The organism is Rhizobium sp. Root483D2 (assembly GCF_001426685.1).
Lineage (GTDB): Bacteria > Pseudomonadota > Alphaproteobacteria > Rhizobiales > Rhizobiaceae > Pararhizobium > Pararhizobium qamdonense.
Genome location: NZ_LMFB01000018.1, coordinates 1 through 16,374, shown reverse-complemented (window position 1 = coordinate 16,374; position 16,374 = coordinate 1). Strand labels below are relative to the sequence as shown.

At 62.5% G+C, this 16,374-nt stretch carries 19 protein-coding genes; 9 read left to right on the top strand and 10 right to left on the bottom strand.

What is annotated here, in order from left to right:
* Positions 1 to 5 precede the first annotated feature (5 nt).
* Both sdhD and sdhC read right to left on the bottom strand, forming a co-directional pair.
* Complete coding sequence (gene sdhD / locus ASD32_RS15780; protein WP_060639011.1) at positions 6 to 386, bottom strand: succinate dehydrogenase, hydrophobic membrane anchor protein; 381 nt, start codon at positions 384 to 386, stop codon at positions 6 to 8.
* Between the two features lie 15 nt (positions 387 to 401).
* Positions 402 to 794: a succinate dehydrogenase, cytochrome b556 subunit gene (gene sdhC, locus ASD32_RS15775; RefSeq protein WP_060639010.1), complete on the bottom strand. Its 393-nt coding sequence runs from the start codon at positions 792 to 794 to the stop codon at positions 402 to 404.
* Between the two features lie 318 nt (positions 795 to 1,112).
* Between sdhC and ASD32_RS15770 the strand changes: the two genes are divergently transcribed.
* Complete coding sequence (locus ASD32_RS15770; protein WP_156383202.1) at positions 1,113 to 1,754, top strand: hypothetical protein; 642 nt, start codon at positions 1,113 to 1,115, stop codon at positions 1,752 to 1,754.
* Positions 1,755 to 1,796: 42 nt separating this feature from the next.
* Here the strand turns inward: ASD32_RS15770 and ASD32_RS15765 are convergent, their stop codons facing one another.
* The 5 genes from ASD32_RS15765 to tsaD form a co-directional block, all read right to left on the bottom strand.
* The gene (locus tag ASD32_RS15765) at positions 1,797 to 2,441 is read right to left on the bottom strand and encodes a methyltransferase (protein WP_060639008.1); all 645 of its coding nucleotides are present in this window, start codon (positions 2,439 to 2,441) and stop codon (positions 1,797 to 1,799) included.
* A 254-nt stretch (positions 2,442 to 2,695) separates the two neighbouring features.
* A complete protein-coding gene (locus tag ASD32_RS15760) occupies positions 2,696 to 3,127 on the bottom strand; it encodes an EVE domain-containing protein (RefSeq protein ID WP_060639007.1) in 432 nt (143 codons plus the stop codon).
* Between the two features lie 2 nt (positions 3,128 to 3,129).
* Positions 3,130 to 3,423, bottom strand: coding sequence for a YciI-like protein (locus ASD32_RS15755; protein WP_060639006.1), 294 nt, complete (start codon positions 3,421 to 3,423; stop codon positions 3,130 to 3,132).
* 35 nt (positions 3,424 to 3,458) lie between these two features.
* On the bottom strand, positions 3,459 to 4,457 hold the full coding sequence (locus tag ASD32_RS15750; protein ID WP_060639005.1) for an NAD(P)H-dependent glycerol-3-phosphate dehydrogenase: 999 nt from the start codon (positions 4,455 to 4,457) through the stop codon (positions 3,459 to 3,461).
* Complete coding sequence (tsaD, locus tag ASD32_RS15745) at positions 4,458 to 5,555, bottom strand: tRNA (adenosine(37)-N6)-threonylcarbamoyltransferase complex transferase subunit TsaD (RefSeq protein ID WP_060639004.1); 1,098 nt, start codon at positions 5,553 to 5,555, stop codon at positions 4,458 to 4,460. It abuts the gene before it with no gap.
* A gap of 76 nt (positions 5,556 to 5,631) precedes the next feature.
* Between tsaD and hemC the strand changes: the two genes are divergently transcribed.
* The 5 genes from hemC to ASD32_RS15720 all read left to right on the top strand — a co-directional run bounded on the left by hemC (position 5,632) and on the right by ASD32_RS15720 (position 10,983).
* The gene (hemC, locus tag ASD32_RS15740) at positions 5,632 to 6,561 is read left to right on the top strand and encodes a hydroxymethylbilane synthase (protein WP_060639003.1); all 930 of its coding nucleotides are present in this window, start codon (positions 5,632 to 5,634) and stop codon (positions 6,559 to 6,561) included.
* Between the two features lie 4 nt (positions 6,562 to 6,565).
* Entirely contained in the window at positions 6,566 to 7,300 is a 735-nt protein-coding gene (locus tag ASD32_RS15735) for a uroporphyrinogen-III synthase (protein ID WP_162252671.1), read from the top strand.
* Between the two features lie 140 nt (positions 7,301 to 7,440).
* A complete protein-coding gene (locus ASD32_RS15730; RefSeq protein ID WP_060639001.1) occupies positions 7,441 to 8,751 on the top strand; it encodes a COG4223 family protein in 1,311 nt (436 codons plus the stop codon).
* Positions 8,752 to 8,761: 10 nt separating this feature from the next.
* The gene (locus tag ASD32_RS15725) at positions 8,762 to 10,471 is read left to right on the top strand and encodes a heme biosynthesis protein HemY (protein WP_060639000.1); all 1,710 of its coding nucleotides are present in this window, start codon (positions 8,762 to 8,764) and stop codon (positions 10,469 to 10,471) included.
* A 26-nt stretch (positions 10,472 to 10,497) separates the two neighbouring features.
* Entirely contained in the window at positions 10,498 to 10,983 is a 486-nt protein-coding gene (locus ASD32_RS15720; RefSeq protein ID WP_060638999.1) for a TerB family tellurite resistance protein, read from the top strand.
* A gap of 149 nt (positions 10,984 to 11,132) precedes the next feature.
* Here ASD32_RS15720 and ASD32_RS15715 read toward each other — a convergent pair whose 3' ends face one another.
* The gene (locus ASD32_RS15715; protein WP_060638998.1) at positions 11,133 to 12,380 is read right to left on the bottom strand and encodes an MFS transporter; all 1,248 of its coding nucleotides are present in this window, start codon (positions 12,378 to 12,380) and stop codon (positions 11,133 to 11,135) included.
* 130 nt (positions 12,381 to 12,510) lie between these two features.
* On the opposite strand from ASD32_RS15715, the gene ASD32_RS15710 reads away from it, so the two are divergent.
* The gene (locus ASD32_RS15710) at positions 12,511 to 12,804 is read left to right on the top strand and encodes a YggT family protein (protein ID WP_113241811.1); all 294 of its coding nucleotides are present in this window, start codon (positions 12,511 to 12,513) and stop codon (positions 12,802 to 12,804) included.
* Between the two features lie 221 nt (positions 12,805 to 13,025).
* Here the strand turns inward: ASD32_RS15710 and ppa are convergent, their stop codons facing one another.
* Positions 13,026 to 13,559, bottom strand: coding sequence for an inorganic diphosphatase (gene ppa / locus ASD32_RS15705; protein WP_060638997.1), 534 nt, complete (start codon positions 13,557 to 13,559; stop codon positions 13,026 to 13,028).
* A gap of 154 nt (positions 13,560 to 13,713) precedes the next feature.
* Here ppa and ASD32_RS15700 point away from each other — a divergent pair, with 154 nt between their 5' ends.
* Positions 13,714 to 14,328 carry a hypothetical protein gene (locus ASD32_RS15700; protein WP_060638996.1) on the top strand — a complete coding sequence of 205 codons (615 nt, stop codon included), beginning with the start codon at positions 13,714 to 13,716 and terminating at the stop codon, positions 14,326 to 14,328.
* Between the two features lie 15 nt (positions 14,329 to 14,343).
* On the opposite strand, the gene ASD32_RS15695 is transcribed toward ASD32_RS15700, so the two are convergent.
* Positions 14,344 to 14,850: a GNAT family N-acetyltransferase gene (locus ASD32_RS15695; RefSeq protein ID WP_060638995.1), complete on the bottom strand. Its 507-nt coding sequence runs from the start codon at positions 14,848 to 14,850 to the stop codon at positions 14,344 to 14,346.
* Positions 14,851 to 15,368: 518 nt separating this feature from the next.
* On the opposite strand from ASD32_RS15695, the gene ASD32_RS15685 reads away from it, so the two are divergent.
* On the top strand, positions 15,369 to 16,235 hold the full coding sequence (locus ASD32_RS15685; protein ID WP_060638993.1) for an RNA polymerase factor sigma-32: 867 nt from the start codon (positions 15,369 to 15,371) through the stop codon (positions 16,233 to 16,235).
* Positions 16,236 to 16,374 lie beyond the last annotated feature (139 nt).

Genomic DNA, 16,374 nt, shown 5'->3' with positions numbered 1-16,374 from the left:
TTGAATTACCCTGCAAACGCGATCTTCAGGATGGCGAAAAGACAGAGCCCGCCAACTGCGATCGCAAAAAATGTATTGAGCATGACGAGGACGACCTTGGCGCCTTCGCCGTGGACATAGTCCTCGATGACGACCTGCATGCCGAGCTTCATATGGATCAGGCCAGAGAGGACGACCAGACCCATGACCACCGCCACGAAGGGGTTCGACAAGGCAACGACAACCTCGGCATAGGGCGCGCCTGCATATTTGATCAGGAACAGCACGAAGAAGATGATCAGCGGCACGTTGGCAACGGCGGTCAGCCGCTGGCGCCAGAAATGATCGGTGCCTTCCTTGGCCGAACCGAGGCCGCGAACCTTGCCGAGGGGAGTACGCATATCCATGGAATTCTTGTCCTCTCAGCGAACAACGTAGCCGACGATCCAGATCAGCGCGGTCACCGCGACCGAGCCGATCAGATTGGCAATGGCAAGCTTGGTCGCAAAATGCTTTTCATACCCGTAACCGAGATCCCAGACGAAGTGCCGCAGACCCCCGAACAGATGATGCACCAGCGCCCAGGTATAACCAAACAGAATGAGCTGGCCGATGATCGTACCGAAGGCCCACATGGCCCAGTCGTAATATGCCGGCCCGCTGGCAGCGGCGATCAGCCACCAGGCAACAAGCACCGTGCCGAAGTACAGGGCACAACCGGTGATGCGGTGCACAATGGACATGACCATGGTCGGAATCGGCTTATAGATTTGTAGATGCGGCGAAAGCGGCCGGCTTTTGGTGACATTCGTCATCTGAACCTCACGGAAGACCCGGAAAGATGCCCAAAAACTGGACTATTTTCATCCGGTATTGCACCTGATTGTGCGCAATTCAGTCAGCCGACGTTTAATCACCATATTGATGAACGACAAGTGTGTTTGCACTGCAAAATCAATTTAATCGATTAGACGAAAACAGGACGGCTTGGCGGGTGCCTTTGGCCGTCGCGTTAACGATAAGCCGTGAAAATTCAAGGCAATCCGTGACTTTCTCCGGCACCTGCCCCACATTGGCTCTTAAGGATTTGTTAAGAACCATCCGGAGGGCTGCAGGAAATGCGTCCAATCATCATGCAGAATGCGACAAAAGTCGTGATTGCGGCGCTCGCCGTGATCTTCTCGTTTGCCAATTTTGCCGAAGCGCGTGATCGCACGAGCGAGAGACACCATGCCCGCCGGCCGCATGTCGAACGGTCGCATGACCATCGCCCCAACCGCAGCCGCCACGAAGCCATTTCCGGCGTGACTGCCGATCATCATTTTGACCGCCGCGACCGCAGAGCGCGCTGGGATCGCCACGATCGCCGCCATGACCGGTTCCGGTTCGACCGGCGCCATGCCAATCGCGGTCATTTTGCACCACGCTATGGACGCGACCGCTACGATCCGACGATTCCAGTGCGCGACTACAGAGTGCGAAACGATCGGATGCGCGACGATCGCGGCCAGCGCCGGAACGGTTGGGACCATTCCTATGGCGATGACGGTTTCCCGTCGCATGCCAATGGCGGCACCTATTTCGGCGGCCTTTCCGCCTGGACCGATCCCGGCAACGGCACCTATTTCCGCTCGGAACGCAACGGTTACGGCTATTATTCCGATGATACCGGCATGACCTATCCTGCTGCCCGCCCGAAAATCATCCGCGTCACCCCCTCGACCGCCGACCGCGCCTGCTCCTGGGAATCCGGCGTCTGCGTCATCCGCAGGTGATAGACGGTCAGGATCAGCCGGCACCGCAGGATCCGGCACCCCCTATAGAAACCGCCATACCGTGGTCTTCTTGACTTCGCTGTCCTCCAGCGCCCGGGTCACCGGCACCTGATAGGTCGCCAGCATCTGCATCTGGTCTCGCGGGCAATAGGCGCGGCCGGGATCGCCGACGAGAACATCGGCACCGCTTTTTGCCAGCGCGCTCAGCCAGGGCACGATCCGGTCGGCAAAAGCCTTGTCATAGAAGACATCGCCCGCCAGATAGACATCCGCATCGCGCCCGGTGCCGATCATGTCCAGTCCCGCCGAGGAAACATCAACGCCGTTCAGCCCGGCATTGAGCCGGATCGCCGTTTCGGTCCACGGATCGATATCGACGGCCAGCACGGACGCCGCCCCCGCCTTCATCGCCGCAATTGCCACGAGACCCGAGCCTGAGGCAAAATCGATCACATGCTTACCCGCAACCAGGTCCGGATGATCCAGAACATGCCGCGCCAGCCCCTGCCCGCCCGCCCAGGCAAACGCCCAGAACGGCGGCGGCAAACCGATCTCCTCCAGCTCCTCCTCCGTCTTCAGCCACAGATCATGGGCTTCGCTCGCCAGATGCAGCCGTATTTCCGGCACATGCGGCGGCGCCATGATATCCGTGTTGTCGCGGATGAAGGTTTCGGGATCGGTTTTCACGCGTGATCAGTCTTCCGGTTTATGATTGGCCGACGGGGGTAACGGTCCCTCTTCTCCCCAGCGGGGAGAAGGTGGCCCAACGGGCCGGATGAGGGGGGCCGAAGGCCACCTCCATAGGCTTCTGAGTTTGCCGAAACGCCCCCTCATCGCCTCGCTACGCTCGGCACTTCTCCCCGCTGGGGAGAAGAGGAAATCGCCGGCTTTCCCCGTCCAAAGGGAATCCTGTCCCAGCCATCATAGCCGATCGCGAAAAGTCACCGCGGCGGATTATCCAGCCCGCCCAGCCGGCAGATCTCCAGATATTCCACCTCGGTGACCGGCTGCACCGAAAGCCGCATCGACGTTACCAGCGCCATCTTTTCGAATTTCGGATTGGCCTTGATGTCCTTCAGCGAAATCGGGTTCGGCAGGTCGCAGACGGCGCGGATATCGACGCAGTCCCATTTCGGATCGCCCTCGGCGGTCGAATCGGGATGCGACAGCGCGCAGACTTCGGTGATCCCAACGATCTCCAGCCCCTCGTTGGAATGGTAGAAGAAGCCCTTGTCGCCGATCTGCATCGCCCGCATGTTGTTGCGTGCGAGATAGTTGCGCACGCCGGTCCATTCGGTCCCCTTGGCGCCCGCATCCTTCTGCATCGCCCAGGACCATTTGAACGGTTCGGACTTGTAGAGCCAGTAACCCACGCTCAAGCCTCCGGCTTGTTGAAGACCCAGTTCCAGGGCTTGATATCGACATTGGCAAACAGGCCGGCCTTGGCATAGGGGTCGGCGTCCGCGATTGCCCGCGCATCGTCGATCGTCTCGGCCTGGATGACCACCAGGCTGCCGTTCGGCTTGCCGGCATCGTCGAGGAACGGTCCGGCGAAGGCGAGCTCGCCCTTGGCATTGAGATCGTTCAGAAACGCGACGTGCTCGGGACGGGCGTCCATCCGCACCTGCAGGGCATTCGGCTTGTCCGTGCACAGAACCGCAAACAGCATGGTCTTCTCCTTGGTTGTCCGTTTTTGAGAGGTGATTATTCCTGGGTGATCGGCCGCGACATCAGCTGTTCCAGCGCTGTCCTCACATCCATCTTTCCATCGATGATATCGGCAACCGCCCCGGTCACCGGCATATCGACGCCGAGACTGCGGGCGACATCGGCGGCCACCGAGGCGGCAAACGCGCCCTCGACCAGTTCTCCAGAATGCCCTTTTGCACTGCCGCTTTGCCCGAGCGCGATGCCGTAGCGCAGATTGCGCGACTGGTGGCTGGTGGCCGTCAGCACGAGATCGCCCAGCCCGGAAAGCCCGCGCACCGTACCGGCCTCGCCGCCGCGCGCCGCCACGAAGCGCGACATTTCGGCCAAGCCCCGCGCAATCAGCGCCGCCCGGGCCGAATCGCCAAGACCTGCGCCTTCCACAATGCCGCAGGCGATTGCCAGCACATTCTTCAACGCGCCGCCAAGCTGCACGCCGATGCGGTCAGCGGACGGATAAAGCCGGAATGTCGCACCCGACAGCGCTTCGGCCAGAACAGCCGCCCGCTCGATCGTGCCGGCCGCAATCACCATCGCGGTGGGCAGACCCTTGGCGATATCGGCGGCAAAACCCGGCCCGGACAGCACGGCGACATTCTGCAGATGCAATTCTTCTTCGACGACATCGGTGAGCAACCGGCCGCTGGCGCGCTCCATACCCTTGGCGCAGATCACCACATCGGCACCCTTGCCGATAAAACCATGCAGCGAACGCCCGGCCTCGCGCTGCGCCTGCGATGGCATGGCGAAGAGCACGATGCCGGCACCCTCCAGCGCCGCCGGATCGTCGGAAACATCGAGCGTGCCCGGCAGGTCGATGCCCGGCAGGGCGCTGTCGTTGCGGCCGGTTTGCCTGAAATCCTCGACAATGCTTTCGCGGCGGGTCAGCAGCGTCACCGGCACCTTGCCGGATGCGGCAGCAACCGCCGCCAGCGCGGTTCCGAAAGCGCCGGAACCGACGACGACGATACGATCTGTCCGCCCAAGGTCCGCCATCTAAGCCTTTGCTCCCCGCTTGCCGAAACCGATCAGGGCCTTTGCATCCGCATCCAGCGGCCAGCGCGAGCGCGGCGCCACATCGAGATCATCGGCCGGCAATCCCGCCGCCATGCGCTCGGCGCCCGCCCAGGCGATCATCGCCGCATTGTCGGTGCACAGCTGCAGGGGCGGCGCGATGAAGCGGAAGCCGTTCGTGTCGCAGAGTTCCTGCAGCGTGGATCGCAGCGCCTGGTTGGCGGCGACCCCGCCCGCGACCACAAGTGCGGGATGCGCCACCGTCCCGGAAAACTGCTCCTTGAAGCGCGCAAGCCCCCGGCCGATCCGGTCCTTCAGCGTGCGCGAAATCGCCTTCTGGAAAGAGGCGCAGATATCGGCGATGTCCTGCTCGCTCACCGGCGCGATCGACTGCGCGGCCTGGCGAACGGCGGTCTTCAGGCCGGAAAACGAAAAATCGAGCCGCGCCTCGCCGACCAGCGGACGCGGAAAGGAAAACCGGTCCGGATTGCCGCTTTTTGCCGCACGTTCGACCGCCGGTCCGCCCGGATAGGGCAGGCCGAGAAGCTTTGCCGTCTTGTCGAAGGCTTCGCCTAGCGCATCGTCGATCGTCGTGCCCCAGCGCTCGTAGGAGCCGACATCCTTCACCAGGATCAGCTGCGTATGGCCGCCGGAAACCAGAAGCATCAGATAGGGAAAGGCCAGCTCGTCGGTCAGCCGCGCCGTCAGCGCATGGCCCTCCAGATGGTTGACGGCATAGAGCGGCTTTCCCGAAGCGCGCGCCATCGCCTTGCCGGTCATCAGGCCGACCAGCAGCCCGCCGATCAGGCCGGGCCCGCTGGTGGCGGCAATCGCATCGATATCCGAAAGCGTGACGCCGGCGCGCAACAGCGCCTCCTCGATCAGCGTATCCAGCGCCTCGACATGGGCGCGCGCGGCGATCTCGGGCACCACGCCGCCATAGGCGCTATGCTCTTCCAGCTGGCTCAAAACCACGTCGCCCAGGATTTCGCCATGGCCGTTTTCATCGCGCGATACGACGGAAGCGGCGGTTTCGTCGCAGCTTGTTTCGATACCGAGAATGCGCAAGGGGGCGGACATGGGCGATGGGACTCGAATATTGCGGTCACGGGGAAAGGCGGTTACACGGAACTCCGGTAACAACGGATCGCAGTGGATGCAAACAAAACCTTTCCGGATCGGCACGCGGGGCAGCCCGCTGGCGCTGGCGCAGGCCCATGAAACACGGGACCGGCTGATGGCGGCGCATGGCTTTCCCGCTGGAATGTTCGAGATCGTCGTGCTCTCGACCATGGGCGACCGGATCACCGACCGCTCGCTGTCGGAAATCGGCGGCAAGGGCCTCTTCACCCAGGAACTGGAGGATATGCTCATCTCCGGCGGGCTGGATTTTGCCGTGCATTCCTCCAAGGACATGCCGACCAAACTTCCAACCGGCCTGTTCCTCTCCGCCTACCTGCCGCGCGAAGATGCCCGCGATGCCTTTGTTGGCCGCACTGCCGCTAAGCTGCTCGACCTGCCGGAGGGCGCCACCATCGGTTCCTCGTCGCTGCGCCGCCAGGCTTTGATCAAGCGCCTGCGCCCGGATATCAACGTCATCACCTATCGCGGCCTGGTCGATACCCGGCTAAGGAAACTGGCAGAAGGCCAGGTGGATGCGACGCTGCTTGCGTTTGCCGGCCTGAAAAGGCTTGGCAAGGAAGACGTGCCGACCGAACTGCTCGATCCCGAAAGCTTCCCGCCTGCCCCGGCGCAGGGCGCCATCTGTATTGAGAGCCGCATCGGCGACGCCGCCATCAATGCGCTGCTCGAACCGGTCAACCACCTGAGAACCCACGAAGCCGTCACCTGCGAACGGGCATTTCTGGCGACGCTTGACGGCTCCTGCCGCACGCCGATCGCCGGTTACGCGGTCTCGGACGGCGAATACATCCGCTTTTCCGGAATGGTGCTGACCCCGGACGGCCGCGAATATTTCCGCGTGTCCACCGAAGGCAAGGCGTCGGATGCCGAACAGCTCGGCGCCAAGGCCGGAGACGATATCCGCATCGATGCGGGACCGGATTTCTTTTCGAGCTGGGCCTGAGCCCATGCCTGTCGCCTCATCTGTGCCCTTGCGCATTCTCGTCACCCGGCCGCAGCCTGCGGCAGCGGTGACGGCGGCAAGGCTGGAAGCAATGGGCCACACCGCCATTCTCCTGCCGGTCATGGAAGCCACCCATCAGCCTCAGGTCGCGCTGGAAGCGCTCAGCCATCCCCACAGCGCCATCGCGATCACTAGCGCCGAAGCCTGCCGGGCACTGGCGCCCTATCTCGACCGTATCGCGCCGCATGGTGAAACACCGGTCTATTGTGTCGGCAAGGCAACGGCGCTGGCGGCGCAGCGCCTGGGCTTCCGGCAGGTGATCACCGGCGATGGAACCGGAGTGTCGCTGGCAGGCATCGCCGCCGGTGCATCGGCAAGCCTTCCCGCCGGCCTGGTCTATCTCGCCGGCTGGCCGCGCTCTCCGGCATTCGAAGAAGGCTTGAAGGCCGCAGGCATTGCCTGCCGCACCGCCGAAACCTACCGCATGTCAGCCATCGCCCACCCGCCTGAAATGGTCGACCAGGTGCTGCGTCCGCCCGTACCGGATCTGGCTTTGCTCTATTCGCATGAAACCGCGCGGTATTTTTTCGCGCTGCTGTCTCCGCAAACGGCAGCCACGCTGTCCGGCCTGCGGCTGATCTGCCTCAGTCAGCATGTGGCAGACGCGGTACCGCCTGGTTTCGGCCCGGTTGCCGTCGCCTCGCAACCCTCCGAAGACGCCCTTCTCGCCCTGCTCTGATTGCGTCAGCGCCACGCGACCGGCGGCGCGTTAACACAGTCCGGTCAAGGAATTGTCGCTTGGGGGCTTTCCCTATCCATGCCGCGTGTCTAGGTTTAAGACAGTACGCCAAGTTCATGCGATAACGGAAAGAGATCATCATGGGACCGGAAAATCCTCCGCGCCGCTCGAAGTCCGGGCAGGAGCCGTTGACGATCGACCTCGATGCCACCGCTGTGCCACCGGAGGGACCCGATGACGGCAACGCAGCCGCAGAGCGCGAAGCAGCCGCAGAGGCCGCAACGGGCATTCGGCCCGCTGAGATAAAGGATGAACCGGATCACGGCCAGACCGCTCTCGGCGAAACCGCTGAGCCGGTGCGCGAAGATATTCTGGATACTGCTGCGGCGAGAGCCGAAGCGGAACAGGAAGAAGCCCGCGCCGAAGCCGCTGCTGCCGCCTTTGCCGAGAAACCGGCACCGGCTGCAACGGCAACGCAGCATTCCGCAGATCCGGCCTATTCCGAGCCGCGCCGCGTGTCGAATTCCGGTGCGCTTGCTGCCGGCATTCTCGGCGGCCTGATCACGCTTCTGGGTGCTGGCGGCCTACAATATGCCGGCATCCTGCCCTCGCTTGGGCCGGGCAATAGCGCCGTCGAACAGAGCCTTGCCGGCGATATCGAGGCGCTGAAGGCGCAGCTGGCATCCGCCCCGGCAGCGACGGCCGATCTCGGCCCGCTGGAAACCCGCATCACCGACCTGGAAAAGAAAACAGCCGAAGCCGGCAATGGCGCGGCCGCCGATGTTTCCGGCCTGGATGCCCAGATCACCAACCTGACGGGCGAGATCGCCACGCTGAAATCGGCGCTTGCCGATGCGCAGCAATCGACGCAAGCCGCGAAATCCGAGCTTTCGACCCGCCTCGATGCAGCCGAAAAGAAGATCGACGAACCGGCAAGCGACGTGCAGCTCGCGCGCGCCATCGCCGTCACCGCGCTAAAGACAGCGATCGACCGCGGCGGACCGTTCCTGGCCGAACTCGACGCACTGAAGAGCATTGCCGCAACAGACGCAGCCGTCACGGGCCTTGCCGAGGATGCCAAAACTGGGGTCGCGCCACGCGCCGATCTGGTCCGCGATTTCCCGGATGTTGCCGATGCGATGCTTGAGGCGACGCGGCACACCGATCCCAACCAGGGCGTTTTCTCCCGCCTGATGGACAGCGCCTCCTCGGCCATCCGCGTCCGCCCCGTCGGCAGCGTCGAGGGCGAAGGCCCTGAGGCCGTCGTTGCCCGGATCGAGGACAGGCTCACCAATGGCGATCTCAAGGGCGCGAGCCTGGAATGGGACACTCTGCCGGAGCCGGCCAAGGCCGCCGGTGCCGACTTCAAGACCAAGCTGGACCAGCGCATCCGCGTCGAGGGTCTGATCGACGCCACCGTTGCTGGCGCGATGACGGCCAACCAGGGCTAAGGAAGAGTTCATGATCCGTATTCTGTTCTATGTTCTCATCGTCCTTGCCCTTGGCGCAGGCTTCGCGTGGCTTGCCGACCGTCCCGGCGAACTGTCGCTGATCTGGCAGGGTCAACGCATCGAAATGAGCCTGATGGTGGCGGCAACGCTGCTCGCCTCGCTGATCGCAGCCATCCTGATTGCGGTCTGGCTCGTGCGCGTCGTCTGGCTCTCGCCCCATTCCATCTCCCGCTATTTCCGCGCCCGCAAGCGCGACCGTGGCTATCAGGCGCTCTCGTCCGGCCTGATTGCCGCAGGCGCCGGCGATAGCGCCCTTGCCCGCAAGATGACCGCCCGCACCCGTGGGCTGTTGAGCGCCGACCAGGAACCGCTGATCCATCTGCTCGAAGCCCAGACCGCGCTGATCGAAGGCAAATATGACGACGCCCGCAAGAAATTCGAGCTGATGGCCGACGATCCGGAAACCCGGGAACTCGGCCTGCGCGGTCTCTATCTCGAAGCCAAGCGGCTGGGCGCCAACGAGGCGGCCCGCCAATATGCCGAGCGCGCCGCCGACAAGGCGCCGCACCTGCCCTGGGCAACGCTGGCCGCGCTCGATTACCGCAGCCAGACCGGCCAGTGGGATGAGGCCATCCGCCTGCTCGACCAGAGCCGCACGGCGCATGTCATCGAACGCAAGGAGGCCGACCGCAAGAAGGCCGTGCTGTTGACCGCGCGCGCCTCTGAAAAGCTGGAGGCCGATCCGAAGGGCGCCCGCGACGATGCGCAGGCCGCCTTGAAGCTGGCCGAGGATCTCGTTCCCGCCGGCCTCATCGCCGCCAAGGCGCTGTTTCGCGAGGACAACCTGCGCAAGGGCGCCGGTATTCTGGAAAAGCTCTGGAAGCAGGACCCGCATCCGGACGTGGCCAAGCTCTATGTCCGCGCCCGCAGCGGCGATTCCGCCAGCGACCGGCTGAAGCGTGCCAACAAGCTGGAGGCGCTGCGCCCCAACAACGCGGTTGCGCTGGCAGCCGTTGCCGAAAGCGCGCTCGAGGCCCGCCAGCTGCCGCTTGCCCGCTCCAAGGCGGAAGCCGCAGCCCGGATCCAGCCGAGCGAAAGCATCTTTCTGCTGCTCGCCGATATCGAGGAGGCCGATACCAATGATGACGGCCGGATCCGCCACTGGATGAACCAGGCACTGAAAAGCCCGCGTGACCCCGCCTGGACCGCAGATGGCGTCACTGCACCCGAATGGCTGCCCGTCTCGCCCGTCAGCGGCCGTCTCGATGCGTTCGAATGGAAACAGCCGGTCGCCCAGATCGCCGGTCCGATCGAGGACGGCACGCCGGATGCCGCCGATGAGGCGATCCGCAGCCTGCCGCCGGTGGCCATCGTCCATCATCGACCGGAACCGAAGGACGAGCCGCAGCCGGAACAGGACGTGGCCTCCGCCTTGCCCGGCGACGCCCCCAGCCACGTTATCGAAGTCGAGGAAAAACCGGAGGAGCCGGTGGTCAAGACCATCGCCGTTCCGGCCCCGAGCGAATCGGTCATCGTGCCGCAGACGGTGAAGACGGAGCCAAAACCGGTCCCGGCCAAGGCTGGCGACGGCAGGACGACTGCAGATGGCAAGCCTGTTGAGACGGTCGTCGAGCCCTTCTTCGGCCGCCCGCCGGATGATCCCGGCGTGCGCGAAGACGCCAGCAAGCCTTTGGAAAAGACCACATTTCGCCTGTTTTAAGAAACCCCGATCTTTAACGGAAAGCCATGTTTGAACGTTTTCGAACTTTCCTCGACGGCCTGACCGGCAGTGGAACGCCTGTCATCGAGCCCGGCGATCCCCGCATTGCCATCGCCGCCCTCTGCATCCAGGTGATGGAGGCCGATGGCGAGGTCCATGAGAAAGAGCGCAAGAAAATTCGCTCGATGGTCAAGGACCACTACCAACTGGACGATGCGTCGCTCGACGCCCTCATTGCCGCCGGCGAGACCGCCGAAAGCCAGGCCATCGATTTCTTCCGCTTCACCTCCGATATCAAGCGGCATTTTTCCGAGGAGCAGCGGATAGACCTGATCGGCATGCTGTGGGAGATTGTCTATGCCGATGGCAAGCGCAGCGAGATGGAGGATCATGTGATCTGGCGGATCGCTGACCTGCTCGGCGTATCCGGCAGGGACCGGATCATCAAGCGGCAGGAGGTGGCCGCGAAGCTCGACGTCGTGGAGGAGGCAACCGCGCACGAGGAAAAGTGACATGCTTTTCGGTGACAGGACCGATGATCGGCGCACCATCGCGGCGGCCTGACCGGTCATGAAAGCGTGCCGCCACTCTCCCCCCTTGCGGGGGAGATGCCGGCAGTGCCGGCAGAGGGGGTGCCAACCACGCACGCAAAACCCGATCATCACCCCGAAACAGAACGATCCGGCGCATCCAGCGAATCGATCTTGCGCAGTTGCGGAAAGCCGAGCGCCCAGATCACCGCGACCGCCAGCGTGCCAACCCCGCCGATGACGACGGCCGGGACAGCCCCGATGAAATGCGCCATCGTACCGGCGCGGAATTCGCCCAGTTCGTTTGACGCGCCGACAAACACCATGTTGACCGCATTGACCCGGCCGCGCACCGCATCCGGCGTCCACAGCGCGATCAGCGTTTCGCGCACATAGACCGAGATCATGTCCGCCCCGCCCATCAGCATCAGCGCCATGATCGACAGCCAGGCAACCTGCGACAGGCCGAAGATCACCGTGCCGAGACCAAACAGCGCCACCCCGGCAAACATCAGCCGGCCGGCATGGTGGCGGATCGGGTAGGCTGCGAGCGTCACCGCCACGAGGATCGCGCCGATGCCGGGCGCCGCCCGCAACAGGCCCAGGCCGAGAGGCCCAAGGATCAGGATTTCGCTGGCAAAGACCGGCATCAGCGCCACGGCACCGCCCAGAAGCACCGCAAACAGGTCGAGCGAGATCGCCCCCAGCACGATCTTTTCCGAACGGATGAACCTGAAGCCGGCCAGAACCGAGGTCCAGTCGCGCGGTTCGCTGAGACTATGCTGCGCCGGCTTCTCGATCATGAAAACGAGGATGGCCGACAGGACGAGGAAGGCAAGCGCCACGGAATAGGCGACAAGCGCGCTCAGCCCATACAGCAGGCCGCCGGCGACGGGACCGAGAATGGCGGCGGTCTGCCATGAGGAGGAATTCCAGGCGATGGCATTGGCGAGATCCCGGGCCGGAACAAGGTTGGGCGCCAGCGACTGCACGGCGGGCGCCATGAAGGCGCGCTCGATCCCGAAGACGATCAGGATGGCAAAGACCGGCCAGGGCGAAAACGCATCGGCGATGGTCAGCCCCAGCAGCGCCGCCGCGCAGAGTGCGCTGATGATCATGCAGATCGACACGATCATGCGCCGCGAATGCCGGTCGGCTACCGATCCGGTGATCAGGATCAACAGCAGCGACGGCAGGAACTGGAAAAGGCCGATCAGGCCGAGATAAAGCGTATTCTGCGTCTGCTCGTACATCTGCCAGCCCACCGAGACGCTGATGATCTGGATGGCGAAGGATGCAAGGAAGCGGGCGAAGAAGAACCGGGCGTAGGAGACATGCCGGAACGCGGCGAACCGGTCAGCACCCTGAAGGACGGACATGCGGCGATCTTTCCGAACAACGGCAGGCTATCCCGCCGTATTAAACATGTTTGGCCCATCGCGAAAGCACGGACTTGCCGGTTTAGTCGTCAATGTCTACATGTCTGTCAACAACGAATTGGAGACCGGCATGCTTGCTGTCATTGCGACCCTGAATTTCATCATCAACATTGCGTGGTTCCTGGTCATCGCCTCGGCCATTTTTTCCTGGCTCTACGCCTTCAACGTCATCAACGTGAACAACAACGCCATCAACATGATCGGCCGCTCGCTCTATCAGCTGACGGAACCGCTCTACCGGCCGATCCGCAACGTGCTGCCCAATATGGGCGGCGTCGATCTCTCGCCGTTGGTCGTCTTGGTCATTCTCTATTTCCTCTGGTATTTCCTCAACACCACCGTCGCTGCCGCCCTGCTCAGCTAACCTTCCCGAGCCTTCGAACCCAAGGCTTGAACCCCAAACAACAAAAAACCTCCGGATCACCCAATCCGGAGGTTTTGTTTTACGGAGCGGCGGCCACCCCACCCACCCTCTTCTCCCCACCGGGGAGAAGGTGGCCCGCAGGGCCGGATGAGGTGGCCATACGCATTGAATTCCCGACAAACCCTTGCTTCGCTAAGGAAGACAAGGCATCTGCAGCGCTGTTACTTCTCGCCCTTGGCGCGCTCGACAGCTTCGAGGATCAGCTGCTGGGCAACGGTGACATCCTTCCAGCCATAGATCTTCACCCACTTGCCGGGCTCCAGGTCCTTGTAGTGCTCGAAGAAATGCTCGATCTGCTGCAGGGTGATTTCCGGAAGGTCGGTATAGTCCTTCACCTTGTCGTAGCGCTTGGTTAGCTGGTAGTTCGGCACGGCGACGATCTTTTCGTCCTTGCCGGAATTGTCTTCCATCATCAAAACGCCGATTGGGCGCACGTTGATGACGCAGCCGGGAACCAGCGGACGGGTGGATGCGATCAGCACGTCGATCGGATCGCCGTCTTCCGACAGCGTGTGCGGCACGAAACCGTAATTTCCCGGATAGGTCATCGGCGTGTAGAGGAAACGGTCGACCACCAGCGTACCGGCTTCCTTGTCCATTTCATACTTGATCGGATGCCCGCCAACCGGAACCTCGACGATCACGTTGATATCTTCAGGCGGATTCTTTCCAATCGAAATTGCATCAATACGCATGAGTTTTCCCCCACGGGCCAGTTTTTCGGATGGCAAGTCCGATAACGGGAAACATGACGCGGCGCAACATGACTTTCGTTTTCGTCCGAAAAATGCGACGTTTCAGCGGATATTCGTGCCGGATATGAAGGATCGGTGAACAGGAGCATCCAGGATGAAGCATGTCTGCATTCTCGCATCGCTGGCCCTGATCATCGCCGTGCCGCAGGCTGCCCGCGCCAATGAGAGCGTCTACACGACCCTCGATACCGATCATTGCAAACAGCTGTCGGGCGACGACGAACCGGGCGGCGCCATCGTGCTGATGTGCAAGGGCTACGCCGATTATCCCGTCTATTATACGGAGGTCGAACTGCGCCAGGCCATTCTCTACGGCAAGGTGGCTCAAGCCTTTATCAAAGGCACGTTCGAGACCTTTGGCGCCTACAACTATACGGGACGGACGATCGAATGGCGGCTCGACGATGGCGGACTGCCGGTAGCAGCCGTCCAGCGCTGGTTCATCTCCAATTCCGGCATCATGCAGCCTGGCCCCGCCCCCGCCGATACCGGTCAGGTTCTCGTCATCTCGAAAGTTGCTGCAAGCGATGGCAGGGGCTGTGTCGTCGGTTATGTCGATGCGCTGTCAAATCCGGAGCCGAACGTGCTGGCCCGTCAGGCCGCCGATGCAAATGCTGCGGGTTTTGTTTGCGCTAAAGATAAGGCGGTTTTTCATGGGGTTCGCGGCGTGCTTGCAACCGATCCCAGCCATTCCTTCCGAAATCCCTGAGGACCGGCAAAAATATCAATCCCAGATATAGCCGATCTTTTTCAGGTTCTTCTCGCCGAAATCCTCCATACCCTCGCAGATATCGCGGCCACCAGCCATGCGGAAGAAACGGTCGGCATGGTGGCTGTCTTCCAGGCACCAGACGACGAGCCCCTGGCAGCCCAGCGATTTCAACAGGCTTTTGGCTTCGCCGAACAGGATGCGGCCAAGGCCGATGCCCTGATATTCCGGGCGCAGGTAGATCTCATAGACCTCGCCTTCCTGCGGCAGCGAGCGGGAACGGTTGAGGCCCAGGGTCGCATAACCGGCAATCACGCCGGCCACTTCGACGACCAGCAGCGTCGAGGGTCCGCGCGTCGCCTTGCGCCACCATGCATGGTCGCGCCGGTGCACCATCTGGGTCAGCGGCTTGTGTGGAATGAGGCCACCATAGGCCTGCAGCCACGAGACGCGATGCACGTCCGATATGGACATGGCGTCCCTCGGCTCGCCCGGGCGCACCTCGATGGAAAGTGTTTTCATAACGCGACTCTAGACCCGTGCCGGACAAACAGGAATCCCGTCCAAGCCCTGTCTTTAACTAACTCACAGGCAACTTATGGGGACAACCATCAAAAGTTAACGCTTTTTTAACTTTTCCGGCAAGCAGCAATCATCACGTCACACAAGATTTGCCCGTCCTGCAGAAGCTAAATGCAGGACGGATTTCACTTTTTGCTTCTCAAGGTGATTCGAGCGGACCAGGCAACGCGCGCTGGTTGTGCTGTTCGCCGCAAACACAGCCACGCCGCAAAAAATGCCCGCCGCCGCAAAAATACGGCAGCGCAGCAGGGAACCTTTTCGTCAGGTCGCGCGTTTGAAAGCGTCCGGATTATGTGCCTTGCGCAAATCCGGGCAGCCGCGGCCACTCTCTCCGGCCTCGGCTCTTAACGGGAAGTAGGGCGGTTCGAATTCTGGTCAAGCACCAGGCGTTGGAAATCCCGAATTACCTATCGACCTATCGTTCAGCGGCACGCCTCGTGCCCGTCATGGAGTAGCCGATGAAAAATCTCTCAGCAGACCGGCGGATGATCAAGATCGCCATGGCGGCACCCTATCTCGCACGGGATGAGGAACATGCGTTGGCCTTGGCCTGGAAAGACCACCAGGACCAGGATGCCCGCAACAAGATCGCCATGGCGCATATGCGCCTGGTGATTTCCATGGCCTCTAAGTTCCGCAATTTCGGCCTGCCGATGAGCGATCTCGTTCAGGAAGGCCATATCGGCCTTCTGGAAGCCGCAGCCCGGTTCGAGCCGAGCCGCGACGTCCGCTTCTCCACCTATGCCAGCTGGTGGATCCGCGCTTCTATGCAGGATTATGTGCTGCGCAACTGGTCGATCGTGCGCGGCGGCACCTCGTCGGCGCAAAAAGCCCTGTTCTTCAATCTGCGCCGCCTGCGCGCCAAGCTCGCCCAGGGCGACCGCCAGCTGACGGCGCGCGCCGTGCATGAAGAAATCGCCGTGGCGCTCGGCGTCAGCCTTGCTGATGTGCAGACCATGGACGCGCGCCTCTCCGGCAATGACGCATCACTGCAGGCGCCGATCTCCTCCTCGGGCGAATCAGACGGCGGCGAGCGCCTCGACCTTCTCGCCTGCGACGCTCCCCTGCCCGACGAGCAGGTCTCCGACATGATCGACAGCGAGCGCCGCCGCACCTGGCTCAGCCACGCGCTTTGCCAGCTCAACGAGCGCGAGATGAAGATCATCAGCGCCAGGCGCCTCTGCGAAGACAGCGCCACGCTCGAAGAACTCGGCGCCGACCTCGGCATCTCCAAGGAACGCGTCCGCCAGATCGAAACCCGCGCCCTGGAAAAGCTTAAAGTAGCCCTCGTCGCCGAAGCCCCTGTGCTTGCCATGCGCCATTAGACAATGCGGCGCTCACCGCCATGCGTGAGCACCTACGGCGCGATGAAACCTCCCCACCCTCCGTCATCCTCGCCTCTGTTGTATGGCCTTGAGACATAGTTGACATGTGTTCGGAGACATCCCTGACACTTTTGCCGTT